The following is a 14333-nucleotide window of genomic DNA, read 5'->3' as shown; positions in this document are numbered from 1 at the left end:
ATTGACGAAATTCGGCTTGTGTCGGCGCGGACACCTTTTTTGTGTGTTTAAAGTAGCGGTAGCGGGGAGCGCTTTAGCGTTTCTGTCGGGCTGTGCCACCAGTGGGCGTTCTTTCAATGAAATGGCCCTGGCGGAATTCGTGCCGGGTCAAACAACTTATACACAAGCTGTGCGCCTTCTTGGTGCAGAACCGGTTAATACTTATTCCCAGTTAAATGGCGCGATGTTGGCCCAGTGGGAACATAAAATAACGGTATTGACCGACGCTGCTTATTACCGACGTAATCTGCTTTTAAGGTTTAGCCCGGATGGGCGCTTTGAGGCGGTGGTGGACAGTAATAATGTGCTGCCGTCACCCAAGCAACCTGCTGATTCAGCTAGCGGCTATACCCAGATGCCGCCACCCCCAAGTCCTGTGCGTCAGCCGAACCCCGAACTGGAACAAACGGTGTCCTCGCAGGCCGTCGCGTATCCCTTGAAATAGAAATAGTTTTAGAGAGCACCCATCAGGCGCCCCATTGCGCTGAATCCGGCATCGAAAAGGCGGCGCAAGAAGGGCGACGTTTGGGGAAGTACAACCCATAGCAGAATGATTCCCACCATCAGGCTAATTGGAAAGCCCACCGCAAATACAGATAGCTGCTGCGCTGTTCTGTTCAAAATACCCAGCGCCAGGCTGATAGTAAGTAAAACAATAATTAATGGCAAAGCAAGCAACATGCCTGCAATCATGACCTGAGCACTCCATTCAAATAAAACGGGGAGCCCGTCAAGGTTAATTCCGTTGCTCTGGATAGGCAGAATGTCGAAGCTTCGTATAAAGCCGGCCAGCATAAGCAGATGGCCGTTGAGTGCAATAAAAAGCAACATTGCGATCATATTCATCAGCCGCGATAACACGGCAGTGTTCGCACCCGTTGCCGGGTCGAAGAATGACGCAAAAGACAACCCCATTTGGAGGCCGATGAATTCACCGGCGGTTTGCACCGCGGCAAACACCACTCGCATGACAAGTCCCAGCAAAATCCCAATTAATATTTGCTGTAGCAGTATGAATAAACCTTCGTAAGAAGCCGGAGAAATGGCCGGCATGGGGGGCAGGGTGGGGGCGATAAGCATCGCAGTGAAGGCGGCCAAACCCACCTTTGCGCGATTGGGAATAGAAGACTCACCCAGTAACGGTACTGCGCCAATAAATGCAAGCAGTCGTGCAAAGGGCCACAGAAAGGTGTTGATCCAGCCGTAGAGTTGGGTCAGGTCAACGGAGATCATGGCGCATTAGCCGGCCAAAGTGGGTAAGGAGAGCAGCAATTGCCTGATGTAATCCACCATAGTGCCGATTAGCCAGGGGCCCATTAGTGCGAGCGTGACGCCGATTGCCAGCAGCTTCGGAATAAACGATAGCGTCATCTCATTAATTTGTGTGGCGGCCTGGAAAATACTGATTAACAAACCCACTGCCAACGTAATGAGCAAGACAGGGCCGGCCAGGAAGAAGGCTACTTTCAGCGCGGTGTAGGTCATCGACATGACGGTTTCAGGGGTCATCGGGTCGAGTCCTCCGTATCAATAGAAACTGCGTGCAAGTGAGCCCAGCAGAAGGTGCCAGCCATCGGCCAATACAAAGAGCATGAGCTTGAAAGGTAACGAAATGGTGACCGGCGGCACCATCATCATCCCTAGCGCCATCAGCACACTGGCCACGACAAGGTCAATTATCAAGAACGGGATGAAAATCGTAAAACCGATTTGAAATGCAGTTTTAAGTTCGCTGGTAACAAAAGCGGGCACCAATACGCGCAACGGCACATCTTGCGGGGTTTGGAACTCGCCGGCATTAGACATGTTGGCAAACAGGGACAAATCGGTTTCGCGCGTATGGCTCAGCATAAACGCGTGAAACGGACGCGCACCTTCAGCCAGTGCCGCTTCGAACGAAAGTTCTCCTTGGCTGAGAGGCAGGTAAGCCGTTGTATAGACTTCGTCGAGTACCGGTGACATGGCGAAAATGGTCAGGAACAGCGCAAGGCCGATGAGTACGGAATTTGGCGGTGAAGCACCGGTACCCATAGCGTTTCGAAGCAGGCTCAGAACGATAATAATGCGTGTAAAGCCGGTCATCATAAGCAACATGGCCGGCAGAAACGATAGCATCGTCAGCAGTAATAAGGTCTGCAGACTGAGTGAATAGGTTTGCTCACCGTTTGGCCCGGGCGTTGTGGTGAACGCGGGCAGGGTGGCTTGGGCCATTGCGTCTTGGCATAACAATGCCAATATCAACAACAGGCTGATAAGAGCAAAGCTTTTCATGCAGGGAAAGGCGCCGGACAGACGGTTCATGACAGCGTGTATTTATGCGTCGGAAGGGTTTGAGTTGGTTGTTGCTTTATCTTCCAGCGTATGCAACAAGGAAATATTTTGCGGCGTAACACCAATGACCAGGCGTGCGTTTTCGACCTCGACAATCGAGATGAAACTGCGTCCACCGAGGCTTTGGGACCCTACAACGCGGATGGCGGTTGCTTTGCCCCGTGTTTTCAACAAGCCCGTACGGCGTGCAACCCATGCCCCGCCTAAAATAAGCGCAAGAATAAAAAGCAGCGCAAGAATAGGTTGAAGGACTTCGGGCGCTTCCATGATTATCGACGACTATTCAGTCGGTGTAGTCGGTCTGACGGCGTAATAATATCGGTCAGACGAATGCCGTATTTGTCATCAACCACGACCACTTCGCCTTGGGCAATTAAATACCCGTTTACGAAAATATCCATCGGTTCACCCGCCAGGCCGTCGAGCTCGACAATGGAGCCTTGGCCTAGTTGCAGGATGTTTTTGATGGTGAGCTTGGTGCGACCCAGTTCAACAGTGAGTTGAACGGGGATATCCATAATCATGTCGATGTCGCTGCCAACACCGGTGGTTGCGCTTGAAAGCGGCTGGAAGACCTGTTCTGCTGCAGGGCGCGCGAGGTTTGGGTCAAGGCCTTGTTCGGAGGCGCTCGTTTCTGCTTGCTCTGTTGCAGGGTTGTCTTGTGCCGAGGCGTCTTCCACGGTGTCGTCGGTTTGCGGCTGCGTTGCAGCGGTTTGCTCGGCAAGCGCTGCAGCCCAATCATCCATGTCGCTTTTCAAACCGTCCGCCTGGGTGCCTTGGGTGCCCGCAGCTTGTTCTGACAGGGCGGCAGCCCAATCCGTATCCAGCTCCTCAGGTGTTTCCTGGGCGTTTTCTTGGTTCGGGTCTTTATCGGGATCGTGAGTCGGATCAGTCATGGTGAGAAGCTCGAGTAAATTCAGTTTTCGCTGGGGACAAGGTTTTTTCTACCCGCAAAGCGTAGTGATGGTTATGGGTGCCGTAACCGCATTCCAGTATCGGTACACCTCCAACGTGGGCAACAATATTTGGAAGCAAATCAAGCGGCAAAATGTCGTTTACTTTCATTCGGACCAATCCACCTACGGTGGTGTCGATGTGTCCGAATTCGGCAACCAGTTCAACCTCCGCACTGCGTACTTCGCCGGAAAGTTGCTGCATCCAGCGTTGGTCGGTGGATTCGAGTGTGGTGTCTTGAAGCGGTCGCGACAGCACGTCGCGAACCGGTTCGATCATGGAGTAGGGAATGCAGATGTTCAAGTGCCCGCCGGCCGCGCCGATTTCAATTTGGAAGGAGCAGACCACAACGATTTCATTGCCGCTCGTGATACTGGCGAACTTGGTGTACATTTCCGATCGAATGTACTCCAGTTCAAGCGGGTAAATACTTTCCCAGCACCCCTTGTAACAGTCAAGTGTCACGTTCACCAGGCGGCTGATAATGCGTTGCTCGGTGGTTGTGAAATCCCGTCCTTCCACCCGCGTGTTGTAGCGGCCGTGACCGCCAAACATACTGTCGATGATGAGGAACACGAGATTGGGATCGAATGTGAATAGTGCGGTGCCTCTTAGCGGTTTCATGGCAATCATGTTCAGATTGCTTGGAACAGGCAAGTTGCGTTCGAAATCGGAGTATTTTTGTATGCGAATTGCCGACACCGTGATGTCGGCGTTACGTCGCATGAAATTCAATAGCACGGCGCGCATGCGCCGGCCAAAGCGCTCGTGAATCAGCTCCAGCGTGTGCATGCGATGCCGCACCACCCGGTCGGGCGAGCTTAAGTCGTACGGACGAACGCCGGAATCGGCTGTACCCGATTTTTTGGACGCATTGGCGTCCTCGCCGGTCATATTGGCGATAATGGCATCGACTTCGTCTTGCGAGAGAAAGTTGGAGTACGACATTTACTGGATCACAAAAGCGGTAAACAACACGCTGGAGAGTTTTGCTTTGGTGGGGTCGGGTTCGTAAGGTTCTTGTAAAGAGACCTGTATTTCCCGGGCCAGGGTTGCACGGCCGTCGTTTGTTTGCAGAAATGAGGGCGAGTAGCTTGAAAGTGCCGTGATGATGCGGTTACGTACTTCAGGCATATATTGTTCCAGATGCAGCTTCGATGCTTCATCGCCCGTTCGCAAGGTAATTTCCACATACAGAATGCGATTCAAACTATCGTTGTCGCGCAACGTAACGGTAAAGGGTTCCAGCGGCAGGAAAATAGGTTTGATGGGTGGAGGCGTTTCCAGCGTATTTTGGGCTTGCGCTTCCGAGGCGCCCAAAACACCGGTGGCCGACAAATAATAAAACGTGCTGCCCAGGGTAACGGCAATAATGGCAACGACAAGTAAGCTAAGTTTCAGTAATTTCATTAATTTTCTACAACTCAAACAGATTAGGCAAAGGTATCAACTTGCCCATTGTGAGAACGCTGGGCGGCAATCTGGGGTTGGGCTGTTTCGTCAGCGGCATGAGCGTCACCGGATGACGATGCGGTTGTTGTGGTGTTCGACATTGCCGTGTTTTGGGATCCTTGCCCTGGCTGATGTTGTTCACCGACCGATGTTTGTCCTAACGAGATCCCTGCTTGCGCTAATTGCTCCTGCAATTGCGGAAGCGCTTGTTCCACAGCGTGACGCACTGCAGCATGAGGGGAAATGAACGAAGCCTGGGCGACGTTGTCAGACATGCTCAAGGAGATGCGAATCGGCCCCAAATCGGGCGGGTCCAGGCGTAACTCGATGGTTTGCAGCCCGTTTCTGAGCTGCTGCCCAAACGAACTGACCTGCTGGCTGAAGTCGCGGCCCCATTGTGTGTGACCCATGGGTGTCGACACTGTTGCCGATCCGAGTGAAAAAGCAGTGGTGTTCGAGCTTCCCATGAGGATGCCTGAAACAGCTTCGGAACCCCCTGCCGTGCGTTCGGCGGCTGTGGCAGCTATGTCGCTGTGTAGCGTACTTTGCAATAATTGCTGTCCGCTCATGCGTCGCGCCTCGACAACACGGTCAAGGAATGCGGAGGTATTTTCGGACCGATTAAAGGCGGCTTCGATTTGTTGTGGGTTGGTGCCGTCGAGCCTATGAGCACTGATGCGGCCATTCAGCAATTCAGTTTGCGCTGTATCGGTGCGTCCATTGGTTTTTACAATCGCTGCGCCTGCCTGATGTCCGGCGGTTTGCACGCTGAGCAGGCTCGCTTCCCGGTTGCTTTTGCCGTTAAAAGACGCGTCGTTAATGGCTTCCTGCATTTCGCCTAAGGCTGCAGTTCGATTTTTTACTGGATTCGTTGCCGATTTGTCGACAAGAATTTCATTGGCGGAAATACTTCTGTTTGTCGTTTTTTCCGTTATTGCAGGATTTATTTCCAGCGCATGCTTTGGATCGGACGCCGTGGGTTGGTCCATTGCTTTTTCAACGGTAGTGGGGGCCAGTCCGTGAATCATTGACTCAAGCGAGGCCTTCGTTTGGGCAGAGGCGGCGAGCTGTTTTTCCTCGTTGCCGCGCAGTTTGTTATCTTCAGCCTTTTTGTCGCTGTTTGTCGTGTCGGATACGGTTTTTTCTGTCGGAGCTTCGCTGCGCGCCGATCGATTGGCCTCTTGCTCTGCGCTCTCGTTTGCGTGCGAATTGCGCTCGTCAATGGTTTGTTCGTTCGCAGTTCCGGGCTTCGATTCCGTTGGGCGTGCGTCATTAGACGGCTTTTCGTTCTGCGCAACCGCTTTTTTCTGTTGTTCCAGAGCGTTTGAAAATGACGTGCCGCCCTCGTTGGCTGAAGCTTGAGGCGGCGCGCTTCTTTCAGGACGGGCCAGTACGTTCAGCGCGGAAACCGGTGTAGGTGCGTTCATGCTGTGAGTGCTCCGTTAATGACTGTGGTGCGCGCGGCGAAAAAGGTTCATGGACAATTCGTCGTTCGTGCGTTGCTCAATTCGATTCTCGCGTTGAGCGGCCTGCCGTTCCTGGCGGCTTAACAACGTTTCATAGGACGATAGCTGCCGCTTTTGGTCGACCCACTCTTTCTTGCGTAGCTCGACGTTAGCGTCAATTTGCGCCACGACTTTATTTTGCTGCGAAATAGCTTCGTCCAAAGTGGCGATAAACTGCCTAAAATTGTGATAATTCGCCGCTGACAAGCCGGTGGTCATCGCTTGTTGAAGGCGTTGGGCGTAATCTTGTCGGTAGGTGTGCAATGTTTCAAGCTGCTCGTGCGCGCTCTGGCGGCTGGATGTCAGGTTTTGTAGTTGTTTCGCAACGTCATTGGTTTTATCTTTGGTGAGGTCGATCAGGGTCGTTAATGCGGAATTCTTAGCCATTTAGTCCTCCTGAATTTTTTTGCCCCATTAACGCCGCGAGATCGTGGCAGGCGGCGTCATAGTCAACACGCTCTTGCATCCCCTGCTGAAGAAAAGCTTCAAGCCAGGGGTATTTGTGAATTGCTTCGTCAATTTTCGGGTCGCTTCCCGCTTTGTAGGCACCCACCGCTAGTAAGTCGCGATTACGTTGGTAGCGGGAAAGCATTTGTTTGAACTGGTGCACCATGGTGATGCGCTCTCCGGGCACGATGCCCGCCATGACCCTTGAAATCGACGCTTCAATGTCAATTGCGGGGTAGTGGCCGGCTTCGGCAAGTTGACGCGAAAGCACGACGTGACCGTCCAGGATGGCCCTTGCCGAATCGGCGATTGGGTCCTGCTGGTCGTCGGCTTCGGTAAGTACCGTGTAGAACGCGGTAATGGAGCCGGCCGGTTTGCCGTTCACCGGGGCGCCGTTTCCTGCACGTTCCACCAACGCAGGTAATTTGGCAAAAACGGAAGGAGGGTAGCCTTTCGTGGCGGGCGGTTCACCAATCGCCAATGCAATTTCCCGCTGCGCCATGGCGTAACGTGTCAGGGAGTCCATAATCAACAGAACGTTTTTCCCGTCATCGCGGAAATGCTCGGCAAGTCGCGTGGCGTAAACGGCGCCCTGAATGCGTAAAAGGGGTGAGACGTCGGCTGGTGCGGCAACGACAACAGACCGCTGCAAGCCGTCGGGCCCAAGGTTGTGTTCAATGAATTCTTGTACTTCACGACCCCTTTCGCCGATTAATCCCACCACAATGACATCGGCTTTTGTGTAGCGTGCCATCATGCCAAGCAACACGCTTTTACCCACACCGGATCCGGCAAACAAGCCCATGCGTTGGCCGCGGCCCACGGTGAGCAAACCGTTGATAGCGCGCACACCGACGTCGAGGACGGATCGAATGGGCGCGCGTTCAAGCGGATTGAGCGCGACGGCGCTGAGCGGGGCTTGCGCAACATTTTTCAATGGCCCCAGATTATCGAGCGGTCGACCGGCGCCATCGAGGACGCGCCCCAGTAAAGCGTCTCCAACCGGCAAATGGCGCGCTTGAGTGGTAATGGCTGAAGGGCGCTGGTTTCCCCGTTTTTGAGTGTTGGGGGTGTTTAAAACAGCCGTTTCGGCGGGCATGACGCGTGCGCCCGGCGGCAGGCCCGATATATCGCTTTGTGGCATCAGAAACAACGTGTTGCCATGAAAACCCACCACTTCCGCTTCGGCCCATTGACCGTGGCGGGCGGAAATTTCCACACGGCATGCCGCGCCCACGGCCAGACGTAATCCGGTGGCTTCCAGAATTAAGCCGGTGGCACGGGTGACGCGACCATAGGCGTTCCAGGACTCAGTGGTACTGACCAGGTTCGAGGCCGTTTCAAGCCGGTCGAACCAATGTTGGGCGGTGGAGGGTAGTGCGGGCTCGCCCATCAGCCTTCCTCCAGCCATTGAGTGTTTTCCTGCAAAAGCCCGGCCACGCGGCTCCAGCGTGTTTGCAAGGTGGCGTCGATGCTGCCTAAAGACGTTTCGGCCATACAGCCGCCGCGCTCAATGGTTGCATCGCTTAATAGTTGCCATTTTTGAAGACGAGGGTCGTCTTTAAGGTGGCGGCGTACGATAGTGATATCGTCGGGATGCATGCGGATGCACAAGAAGCCTTGGTCCGATGTTTCTGTAAGAAGAATGTCTTGTACGGTTTCAATAATGTATTCGGGCCGAGCCGCAAGTGCGGTACGAATAACCTGACGCGCAATATCCAGAGCCAGTGTTACCAATGCATCGCTGACTTGTTGATCAATCCGGCTGAGAGATTCGCCCAGGTTGTCGGCCAGTATTTTCATTTTTCGGGCTTCTTCGCCCGACAAGGTTTGACCTTCGCGCAGACCGTTTTCGTACCCCTCTTTATGGCCGTCCTGATATCCCTCATCGTGACCTGCTTTAAAGCCTTCTGCGTGCCCGGCTGCACGACCTTCTTTCAGGCCTTGTTGTTTGCCCTGCTCAAAACCTTTTCGGGTGGCTTCTTCGCGCGCGTTCAGGCTGATACGTTCAAGTTCCTGAAGTACGTCTTGGGGTATGTCCGACTCGGCAGGCGCGTTCGCACGCAGCGCGGCGCGGTTGAGCTTTTCAGGAGAGAACTGGCGCGCTCGGCCAGGCTCTTTCAAATTGTTTTCGTTAACCGGTTGAGCAACGCGACCGCTTGCCTGACTGCTTAGTTCATGCAGTTCCAGGCGCCGCCAGGCCATAGGTGAGTTCGAGTTAGACGCGTTTGGGTTAGACATATTCGTCATTTCCAAGTCGGGTCAGGCTGATTTGGCCTGACTCTGCGAGTCGCCGTGCAACACCCAGAATATTCTTCTGTTCTTCTTCGACTTTGGACATTCGTACAGGACCTTGGGCCTCCAGGTCGTCACGCAACATCTCTGCCGCGCGATTCGACATGTTGCCGAGGAATTTTTCGCGCAGTTCTTCCGGCGCGCCTTTGAGTGCGATCGTGAGCCCGTCGGTGTTGATTTCCTTGAGGATGAGTTGAATAGCCGTGTTTTCGATATCCACAAGATTCTCGAACACAAACATTTCCTCTGAAATGCGTTGGGCAAGATCTGCGTCGAGCTGCTGCAGATTGCTCATCACTATTTCCTCTTCGGAGGAGCTCATGAAGTTTAGAATTTCGGCGGCGGTACGAACGCCGCCCAGTTTGCTGCGTTTGGCGCCCTGGCCCGAGAGCAGATTATTCAGCACGTCGGTTAACTCAGACAGAGCGGCCGGTTGTACCCCGCCAAATGTGGCGATACGCAGCATGACGTCGTTGCGCAAACGCTCAGGCAAGAGCTCAAGTACCGCAGAAGCCCGGTCTCGCTCCAGGTGCACCAGAATCGTTGCGATAATTTGCGGGTGTTCGTCGGCAATCAGTTCCGCAACACTATTCGCATCGAGCCAATTTAGTGCATCAATACCCCCTGCACCGGCGTCGGCATCAAGAATGTCTTCGATGAGTCCGGCGGCACGGTCATTGCCCAATGCCTTGGTCAGTACCGAACGAATGTAGTCTTCCGAGCCGATCGAAACCGCCATGAACTGGTCAGCCTCTTGGCGAAACTCCGAGATAACCTGATCCACATCTTTGCGGGTGAATTGCTTAAGGTTCGCCATGGCACCACTGATCCGCTGGATCTCGGGCGCGGAAAGATGTTTGAAAACGTCCGCCGCGACGTCCTCGCCCAGGGACATCAACAAAACGGCGCAGCGCTCCATTTCATTTTCAAGGTTTGCCATTTTTATCCATCCATGCTCTTAGTACCATTGCAACCGCACGAGGGTCTTTCTCGGCCAGTTCGCGGGCGGATTTCAGGTTTTCTTCGTAACGGGAAATATCCGATGCTCGCCGCATTTCGTCAGCCTCAGTGCTGCGTCGCAGCGCACCGGCGGCTGAAGAGTCCGGCTCGGCCGGTTCGGTTGCGACGCGAGTCTGGGCCAGGCTCTGTATCAACGGCCGCAGTACTTTGCGCCACACAATGAACACAGCCAGAGCAATCAACAGGTACTCAAGTGCCTCGAGTGCAAGGTCGTGGTAATGCGGATTTTTCCAAACCGGAATTTCAGGCTGTTGATTTTCCGAAAACGGACTGTTGATGACGGTGACAGTGTCGCCGCGTTCTTGCGAATAGCCCATCGCATCGCGCACAATTTGTTCGATGTTTGCCAAAGTGGCCTCGGGTAGGGGCTCGTATTCGCCTTCCTGGTTAAGCCGATGGTTCAGCACGACCGCGACAGACAGGCGACGAAGTGAGCCTGCAGGGCCCTTGACATGGCTGATTGTGCGGTCAACTTCGTAGTTGACGGTAGAGTCGCGCTGAATCGACGCCGGCCCTTCGGGCGCGTTGTTGTTCGCGTTGCCGTTTTGGTTGTTGTTGGCATTGTCGGCTTCGTTGTTTTGCGCGGCTGCGTCGTCCGGGGCCGCAGGCGGTTCAACGATCGGCGCTTGCGCGTTGACCGGTGGCTGGTTGGTTAACGCGCCCGGTACACCGGCCGGCGGTAAAACATCGTATTGGTCCGACGAACTGATTTGTTTGCTGCGAACCGCCGCTTCACCGGGTGTTTGGTTCGGGCGATAGACTTCGGAAGTTTGTTCGCGTACTGAAAAGTCGAAGTCGGCGCTGGCCTGAGCCCGGACATTGCCCGCCCCGACCAGTGGAGTGAGTAGATTCATAATGCGCTCTACTGTGCGCTGTTCGACGTCATTAATAAGGGATCGGCGATTGTTTTGCAGACCCGCTTCCCCGGACGGTTGAGTTAACAAGCGGCCGGTTTGATCGACTACCGATACTTTTTCAGGCGATAGTTTGGGGATGCTTGCGGAAACCAGCCAGGTTATTGCTGAAACCTGGGCTTCGCTAAGCGTTCGCCCCGGATAGAGCGTAATCAGGACGGACGCTGTGGGATCTTGCCGTTGACGTACAAACAGCGATTCGCGTGGTATAGCAAGGTGAACGCGGGCGCTTTTCACACTGTGTACTGCTTCGACCGAGCTGGCAAGTTCGCCCTCAAGAGCACGTTGATAGGTGACTTGCTCGGTAAACTGGCTGGCCCCGAACTGGGTATTATCGAGGAGCTCGAAGCCCACTTCACCGCTTTGGGGTAAACCTTGTTCCGCAAGTTGCAGACGCGTGGCGTGAACTTGATCGGCGGGGACAAGAATAGCAGTTCCGTTGTTGGAAATACGGTACGGCACATTCATTTGGCTTAAGGCGGCAACAATCGCCCCACCATCGCGGTCTTCCAGGTTTGAAAACAAAACCTTGTAGTCGGCCGGTCGAGCCCAGAGTGCAATAACAACAATTAAGGCCAGGATGCCCGACGCAATACCAATAAGAACCGGCTTGGGAAGCTGGCCCAATTTTGCAGCGGCGGGGAAACGAGCCAGCAAAGCGGACGCCTGGCTCATCGATCACCTCGGGCTTGCAGAGCGATTGAGCTGGGCAAACGGATTGGCTGGGTGAAAGACAAAGTACGCATTCGATACAACGTTAATAATCGGAGACTGGATTATTGCGTGTATCGATCTTCGACCAAGCTTAGAAAAGCACCACTTTTGGGTGCTTTTTCCGGTTAACGGCTTCGTGACGGGAGAGTTTAGTGTGTTATTAGAAGCGCGGTGCGGAATGGCTATCATGGTTTATTGATGAAAAACAGCCATTTTTGCCGTTTGTTAACCGGCTTTGAAAGCCTTTGGCGGCGTTATAGTAAACGCGTCATCTTGACGTTTATATGGAAAGCTTCATGAGTGTTTCACAGCTATCAGCCATTGAGGATGTGCTTGCCCAGATGCGATCGGTTGCCGACGCAGCGTCGGGGTTCGAACGAAAAGCGGCCGGGCCGGTTGCTGAGCCCGGGGGCTTTGCCGCAGAGTTGCAGCGGTCTTTGCATAAAGTATCCGACATGCAAACGCAAGCTACTTCACAAGCCAAAGCTTTTCAGCTTGGGGCGCCCGACATTTCGTTGAACGACGTGATGATCGACATGCAAAAAGCCAGTGTTGCATTTCAGGCAACGGTACAGGTTCGAAACCGCTTGGTAGCGGCCTATCAGGAAATTGCGAGTATGCCGGTTTAAATATGTACGCAGCGTGTTGTTATGCTTCGCCGGTAAACTCGCCGTCTCTCGATTCAAGCGCGTAAAGCCAGGCAAGCAGCTCTGCAACGGCTTGGTAGAGTTCCGGCGGAATATGTTGATCGAGATCCACTTGCATTAGCAGGCCAACCAGTTCGGGTGATTCATGTACATACAGCCCGTGTTCTTGTGCTGTTTTGATGATGTTTTCCGCCAAAGAGCCGTAGCCCTTGGCCACCACTTTTGGGGCACTGTCTTTTTTATCATAGGTAATGGCAACAGCTGAACTGCGCTTACCTTGGGTGGGTAGAGTCGGCCTGTTCACTATTATCTTCCACCATTGCTTGGTGCTGGGCTACAGTAATTTGCGCCAGTTGAAGCCCGGCCAGATCAAGGCGCTGGTGCAGCGCGGGCGTGTTTTCTTTCAAAATAGGTGCAGACTCCGGGGCCACAATGGCCATTTGAAGCGAAGCACCGTTCAGGTTTAAGCGAACGTCGACCTCGCCAAGATTGGGAAGCGTTAACTTTAAACGCGTTGCCCAGTGTGCGAAATCGGCGTTTTGTTCGTTAGAGTCCGGCTCACGCCGCTGTATGTGCATTTCCAGATCGGTGCCGGCCCATGCTTCACCCTTCCATATGAAACCTTGATTGGCCAAAACTTCAAGTTGTTGGCGAACAAGCGTGTGCGTTTCAGGGTGCAGGGCGGCTAATGCGATGCCTGAGCCGGGAGTGCCTGTGCCTGCGGCCGTCCCCGGTGAAGTGCTTGTATTTGCCGCTGAAGAAGCAGGGGCTTGGCGTGTTTGCTGTAAAGGGCTGGTGGTTGACTCTGCCCGGGGAAGGAGGGCGGTTGAGCTGCCGGCGCCCCCTTGTGTTGATGGCGTTTGGGCCGGTTGGGCGTTTGATGCGCTTGGCTGCGACGTGCCTTGGGAATGCGCGGCCGGTTGGGAAGTTGACGCCGGAGCTTGCCCGCCGGCCTGCGCATTCGATCCGCCGGCAAGCTGGGCCTGAGGTTCGCCGCGCAGCGCCGATGCGGCGTATTTGCCGAACGATAAAGCGCTTAAATGAGATTCGTAAAACAATCCGCTCGACTGTACAGTTTGGCTTAACGTCTGAGCCAATGCTTGAGAGGATATGTGCGTTTGTGGCAATGATGATGCGCCCCGTGCTTGTGCCGCACCCTGGCCTGAGGCGCTACTTTGTGTATTTGTGGGCGCATTGCCGGGATTCTGGGTTGCTTTCCCTTGTGGTTGAATGAGTGGCTGCTGACCGCGCACAACAGCTGCTTGCTCCGGGAAGTTTTGCAGTAACGCCAAAATTGTGCGTGCGGCGGCCCCCAGAGTGGTTGGCGCCGAGGCAGTGGCTCGGGTGTTGGGTTGGTCGCCTCCGCCCTCAAGCAATGACTTGTGCGCGTCGATCTTGGCGCGCTCCACCGCCTGGCGGGTTGCCCGTTCGCCGTGACGCTGAACCTGATCAATGGCCTCCCGGGTGTCACGGGTAACCCTGTTCTGGGCGGCGTCGTTGCGTTGTGCTTCAGGTGTTTGAGTAATGGCGTCGGGTCTTGCGCCATTCACTAAATTGGTTTGTTGAGATAATGAAGTGCCAAGAACAGCATCCAGACGCTGAACCAGCAGAGTACCCAGACCGGACGGACCGTTTACGCTCATGGTCTGGGTTTAGGCGGTGCCAGATAGGTTTGCAAAACATTCTGATGGCGCTTCATGTTGCCCAGCAGTGAGCCCAGTCGGGCCAGCTCAGGCGCCGCAAGGTCTCTGATTTCGGCATCGTCACGCAGAATTTTTTGCAGCAAGGGTTTACGCGCAAGGCGGTCGTGGTCGTCCAGAGGTTCGTATTGGCGCAATTCTTGCACCGCAACCGAGTATTCCCGGCTGGTGGCGACCACCTCATCCCATTGGTTGTCGCGCGCCAGCTGAACCATTTTTCCCGACAGGTTGGCGATGATTTTGTATTGATTCAATATAGACTTCGAGCGGCTCATGGCGATATTGTCGGCGAACATAGGTCGGAAGTAAGTATAG

At 54.3% G+C, this 14333-nt stretch carries 18 protein-coding genes; 2 read left to right on the top strand and 16 right to left on the bottom strand.

The annotated features are described in order from the left end of the window. Position 1: 1 nt before the first annotated feature. Positions 2-484, top strand: coding sequence for a protein kinase family protein (locus CJO09_RS01650; protein WP_147269376.1), 483 nt, complete (start codon positions 2-4; stop codon positions 482-484). Between the two features lie 8 nt (positions 485-492). Here CJO09_RS01650 and fliR read toward each other — a convergent pair whose 3' ends face one another. Genes fliR through fliF form a run of 13 tightly spaced genes read right to left on the bottom strand, consistent with a single transcriptional unit; the run spans position 493 to position 11632 of the window. After that, positions 493-1272, bottom strand: a complete 780-nt coding sequence (gene fliR, locus CJO09_RS01645) for a flagellar biosynthetic protein FliR (RefSeq protein WP_119440806.1) — start codon at positions 1270-1272, stop codon at positions 493-495. A gap of 6 nt (positions 1273-1278) precedes the next feature. Beyond that, entirely contained in the window at positions 1279-1548 is a 270-nt protein-coding gene (gene fliQ / locus CJO09_RS01640; protein ID WP_114419662.1) for a flagellar biosynthesis protein FliQ, read from the bottom strand. A gap of 18 nt (positions 1549-1566) precedes the next feature. Then, positions 1567-2340 (bottom strand): flagellar type III secretion system pore protein FliP, encoded by a 774-nt coding sequence (gene fliP, locus CJO09_RS01635; protein ID WP_425454085.1) that lies wholly within the window; start codon positions 2338-2340, stop codon positions 1567-1569. A gap of 12 nt (positions 2341-2352) precedes the next feature. After that, positions 2353-2637 (bottom strand): flagellar biosynthetic protein FliO, encoded by a 285-nt coding sequence (gene fliO / locus CJO09_RS01630; RefSeq protein ID WP_119440804.1) that lies wholly within the window; start codon positions 2635-2637, stop codon positions 2353-2355. 2 nt (positions 2638-2639) lie between these two features. Next, on the bottom strand, positions 2640-3266 hold the full coding sequence (gene fliN, locus CJO09_RS01625; protein WP_119440803.1) for a flagellar motor switch protein FliN: 627 nt from the start codon (positions 3264-3266) through the stop codon (positions 2640-2642). Next, positions 3259-4272: a flagellar motor switch protein FliM gene (gene fliM / locus CJO09_RS01620; RefSeq protein ID WP_119440802.1), complete on the bottom strand. Its 1014-nt coding sequence runs from the start codon at positions 4270-4272 to the stop codon at positions 3259-3261. The genes fliN and fliM overlap by 8 nt, the downstream gene beginning before the upstream one ends. After that, on the bottom strand, positions 4273-4734 hold the full coding sequence (locus tag CJO09_RS01615) for a flagellar basal body-associated FliL family protein (protein ID WP_114419657.1): 462 nt from the start codon (positions 4732-4734) through the stop codon (positions 4273-4275). A gap of 23 nt (positions 4735-4757) precedes the next feature. Then, positions 4758-6203 (bottom strand): flagellar hook-length control protein FliK, encoded by a 1446-nt coding sequence (locus CJO09_RS01610; RefSeq protein ID WP_245961197.1) that lies wholly within the window; start codon positions 6201-6203, stop codon positions 4758-4760. 15 nt (positions 6204-6218) lie between these two features. Continuing rightward, entirely contained in the window at positions 6219-6668 is a 450-nt protein-coding gene (gene fliJ / locus CJO09_RS01605; protein ID WP_119440801.1) for a flagellar export protein FliJ, read from the bottom strand. Next, the gene (fliI, locus tag CJO09_RS01600; protein ID WP_391523669.1) at positions 6661-8121 is read right to left on the bottom strand and encodes a flagellar protein export ATPase FliI; all 1461 of its coding nucleotides are present in this window, start codon (positions 8119-8121) and stop codon (positions 6661-6663) included. The genes fliJ and fliI overlap by 8 nt, the downstream gene beginning before the upstream one ends. Then, a complete protein-coding gene (fliH, locus tag CJO09_RS01595; RefSeq protein WP_158582694.1) occupies positions 8121-8969 on the bottom strand; it encodes a flagellar assembly protein FliH in 849 nt (282 codons plus the stop codon). Before fliH ends, fliI begins: the two co-directional genes overlap by 1 nt. Continuing rightward, complete coding sequence (fliG, locus tag CJO09_RS01590) at positions 8962-9963, bottom strand: flagellar motor switch protein FliG (protein ID WP_119440798.1); 1002 nt, start codon at positions 9961-9963, stop codon at positions 8962-8964. Before fliG ends, fliH begins: the two co-directional genes overlap by 8 nt. Continuing rightward, a complete protein-coding gene (gene fliF, locus CJO09_RS01585; RefSeq protein ID WP_119440797.1) occupies positions 9950-11632 on the bottom strand; it encodes a flagellar basal-body MS-ring/collar protein FliF in 1683 nt (560 codons plus the stop codon). Before fliF ends, fliG begins: the two co-directional genes overlap by 14 nt. Before the next feature lie 335 nt (positions 11633-11967). On the opposite strand from fliF, the gene fliE reads away from it, so the two are divergent. Beyond that, on the top strand, positions 11968-12300 hold the full coding sequence (gene fliE, locus CJO09_RS01580) for a flagellar hook-basal body complex protein FliE (RefSeq protein WP_114419650.1): 333 nt from the start codon (positions 11968-11970) through the stop codon (positions 12298-12300). A gap of 19 nt (positions 12301-12319) precedes the next feature. Here the strand turns inward: fliE and CJO09_RS01575 are convergent, their stop codons facing one another. Genes CJO09_RS01575 through CJO09_RS01565 form a run of 3 tightly spaced genes read right to left on the bottom strand, consistent with a single transcriptional unit; the run spans position 12320 to position 14293 of the window. After that, complete coding sequence (locus CJO09_RS01575) at positions 12320-12622, bottom strand: EscU/YscU/HrcU family type III secretion system export apparatus switch protein (protein ID WP_114419649.1); 303 nt, start codon at positions 12620-12622, stop codon at positions 12320-12322. Next, the gene (gene fliK, locus CJO09_RS01570) at positions 12591-13961 is read right to left on the bottom strand and encodes a flagellar hook-length control protein FliK (protein WP_119440796.1); all 1371 of its coding nucleotides are present in this window, start codon (positions 13959-13961) and stop codon (positions 12591-12593) included. The genes CJO09_RS01575 and fliK overlap by 32 nt, the downstream gene beginning before the upstream one ends. Beyond that, on the bottom strand, positions 13958-14293 hold the full coding sequence (locus tag CJO09_RS01565) for a flagellar protein FliT (RefSeq protein WP_119441341.1): 336 nt from the start codon (positions 14291-14293) through the stop codon (positions 13958-13960). The genes fliK and CJO09_RS01565 overlap by 4 nt, the downstream gene beginning before the upstream one ends. Between the last annotated feature and the right edge of the window lie 40 nt (positions 14294-14333).

Source organism: Neopusillimonas maritima (assembly GCF_003576595.1).
GTDB lineage: Bacteria > Pseudomonadota > Gammaproteobacteria > Burkholderiales > Burkholderiaceae_B > Neopusillimonas > Neopusillimonas maritima.
The sequence above is the reverse complement of the archived record's forward strand: the minus strand, read 5'-3'. Positions and strand labels throughout refer to the sequence as shown.

What these genes read in the sequence shown, in the direction of transcription:
- fliQ (WP_114419662.1), bottom strand. Translation starts at nt 1,548, where the DNA reads ATGACCCCTGAAACCGTCATGTCGATGACCTACACCGCGCTGAAAGTA.
- fliF (WP_119440797.1), bottom strand. Translation starts at nt 11,632, where the DNA reads ATGAGCCAGGCGTCCGCTTTGCTGGCTCGTTTCCCCGCCGCTGCAAAA.
- fliO (WP_119440804.1), bottom strand. Translation starts at nt 2,637, where the DNA reads ATGGAAGCGCCCGAAGTCCTTCAACCTATTCTTGCGCTGCTTTTTATT.
- fliE (WP_114419650.1), top strand. Translation starts at nt 11,968, where the DNA reads ATGAGTGTTTCACAGCTATCAGCCATTGAGGATGTGCTTGCCCAGATG.
- fliM (WP_119440802.1), bottom strand. Translation starts at nt 4,272, where the DNA reads ATGTCGTACTCCAACTTTCTCTCGCAAGACGAAGTCGATGCCATTATC.
- CJO09_RS01610 (WP_245961197.1), bottom strand. Translation starts at nt 6,203, where the DNA reads ATGAACGCACCTACACCGGTTTCCGCGCTGAACGTACTGGCCCGTCCT.
- fliJ (WP_119440801.1), bottom strand. Translation starts at nt 6,668, where the DNA reads ATGGCTAAGAATTCCGCATTAACGACCCTGATCGACCTCACCAAAGAT.
- fliK (WP_119440796.1), bottom strand. Translation starts at nt 13,961, where the DNA reads ATGAGCGTAAACGGTCCGTCCGGTCTGGGTACTCTGCTGGTTCAGCGT.
- fliN (WP_119440803.1), bottom strand. Translation starts at nt 3,266, where the DNA reads ATGACTGATCCGACTCACGATCCCGATAAAGACCCGAACCAAGAAAAC.
- fliH (WP_158582694.1), bottom strand. Translation starts at nt 8,969, where the DNA reads ATGTCTAACCCAAACGCGTCTAACTCGAACTCACCTATGGCCTGGCGG.
- fliR (WP_119440806.1), bottom strand. Translation starts at nt 1,272, where the DNA reads ATGATCTCCGTTGACCTGACCCAACTCTACGGCTGGATCAACACCTTT.
- fliP (WP_425454085.1), bottom strand. Translation starts at nt 2,340, where the DNA reads ATGAACCGTCTGTCCGGCGCCTTTCCCTGCATGAAAAGCTTTGCTCTT.
- CJO09_RS01565 (WP_119441341.1), bottom strand. Translation starts at nt 14,293, where the DNA reads ATGAGCCGCTCGAAGTCTATATTGAATCAATACAAAATCATCGCCAAC.
- fliI (WP_391523669.1), bottom strand. Translation starts at nt 8,121, where the DNA reads ATGGGCGAGCCCGCACTACCCTCCACCGCCCAACATTGGTTCGACCGG.
- fliG (WP_119440798.1), bottom strand. Translation starts at nt 9,963, where the DNA reads ATGGCAAACCTTGAAAATGAAATGGAGCGCTGCGCCGTTTTGTTGATG.
- CJO09_RS01615 (WP_114419657.1), bottom strand. Translation starts at nt 4,734, where the DNA reads ATGAAATTACTGAAACTTAGCTTACTTGTCGTTGCCATTATTGCCGTT.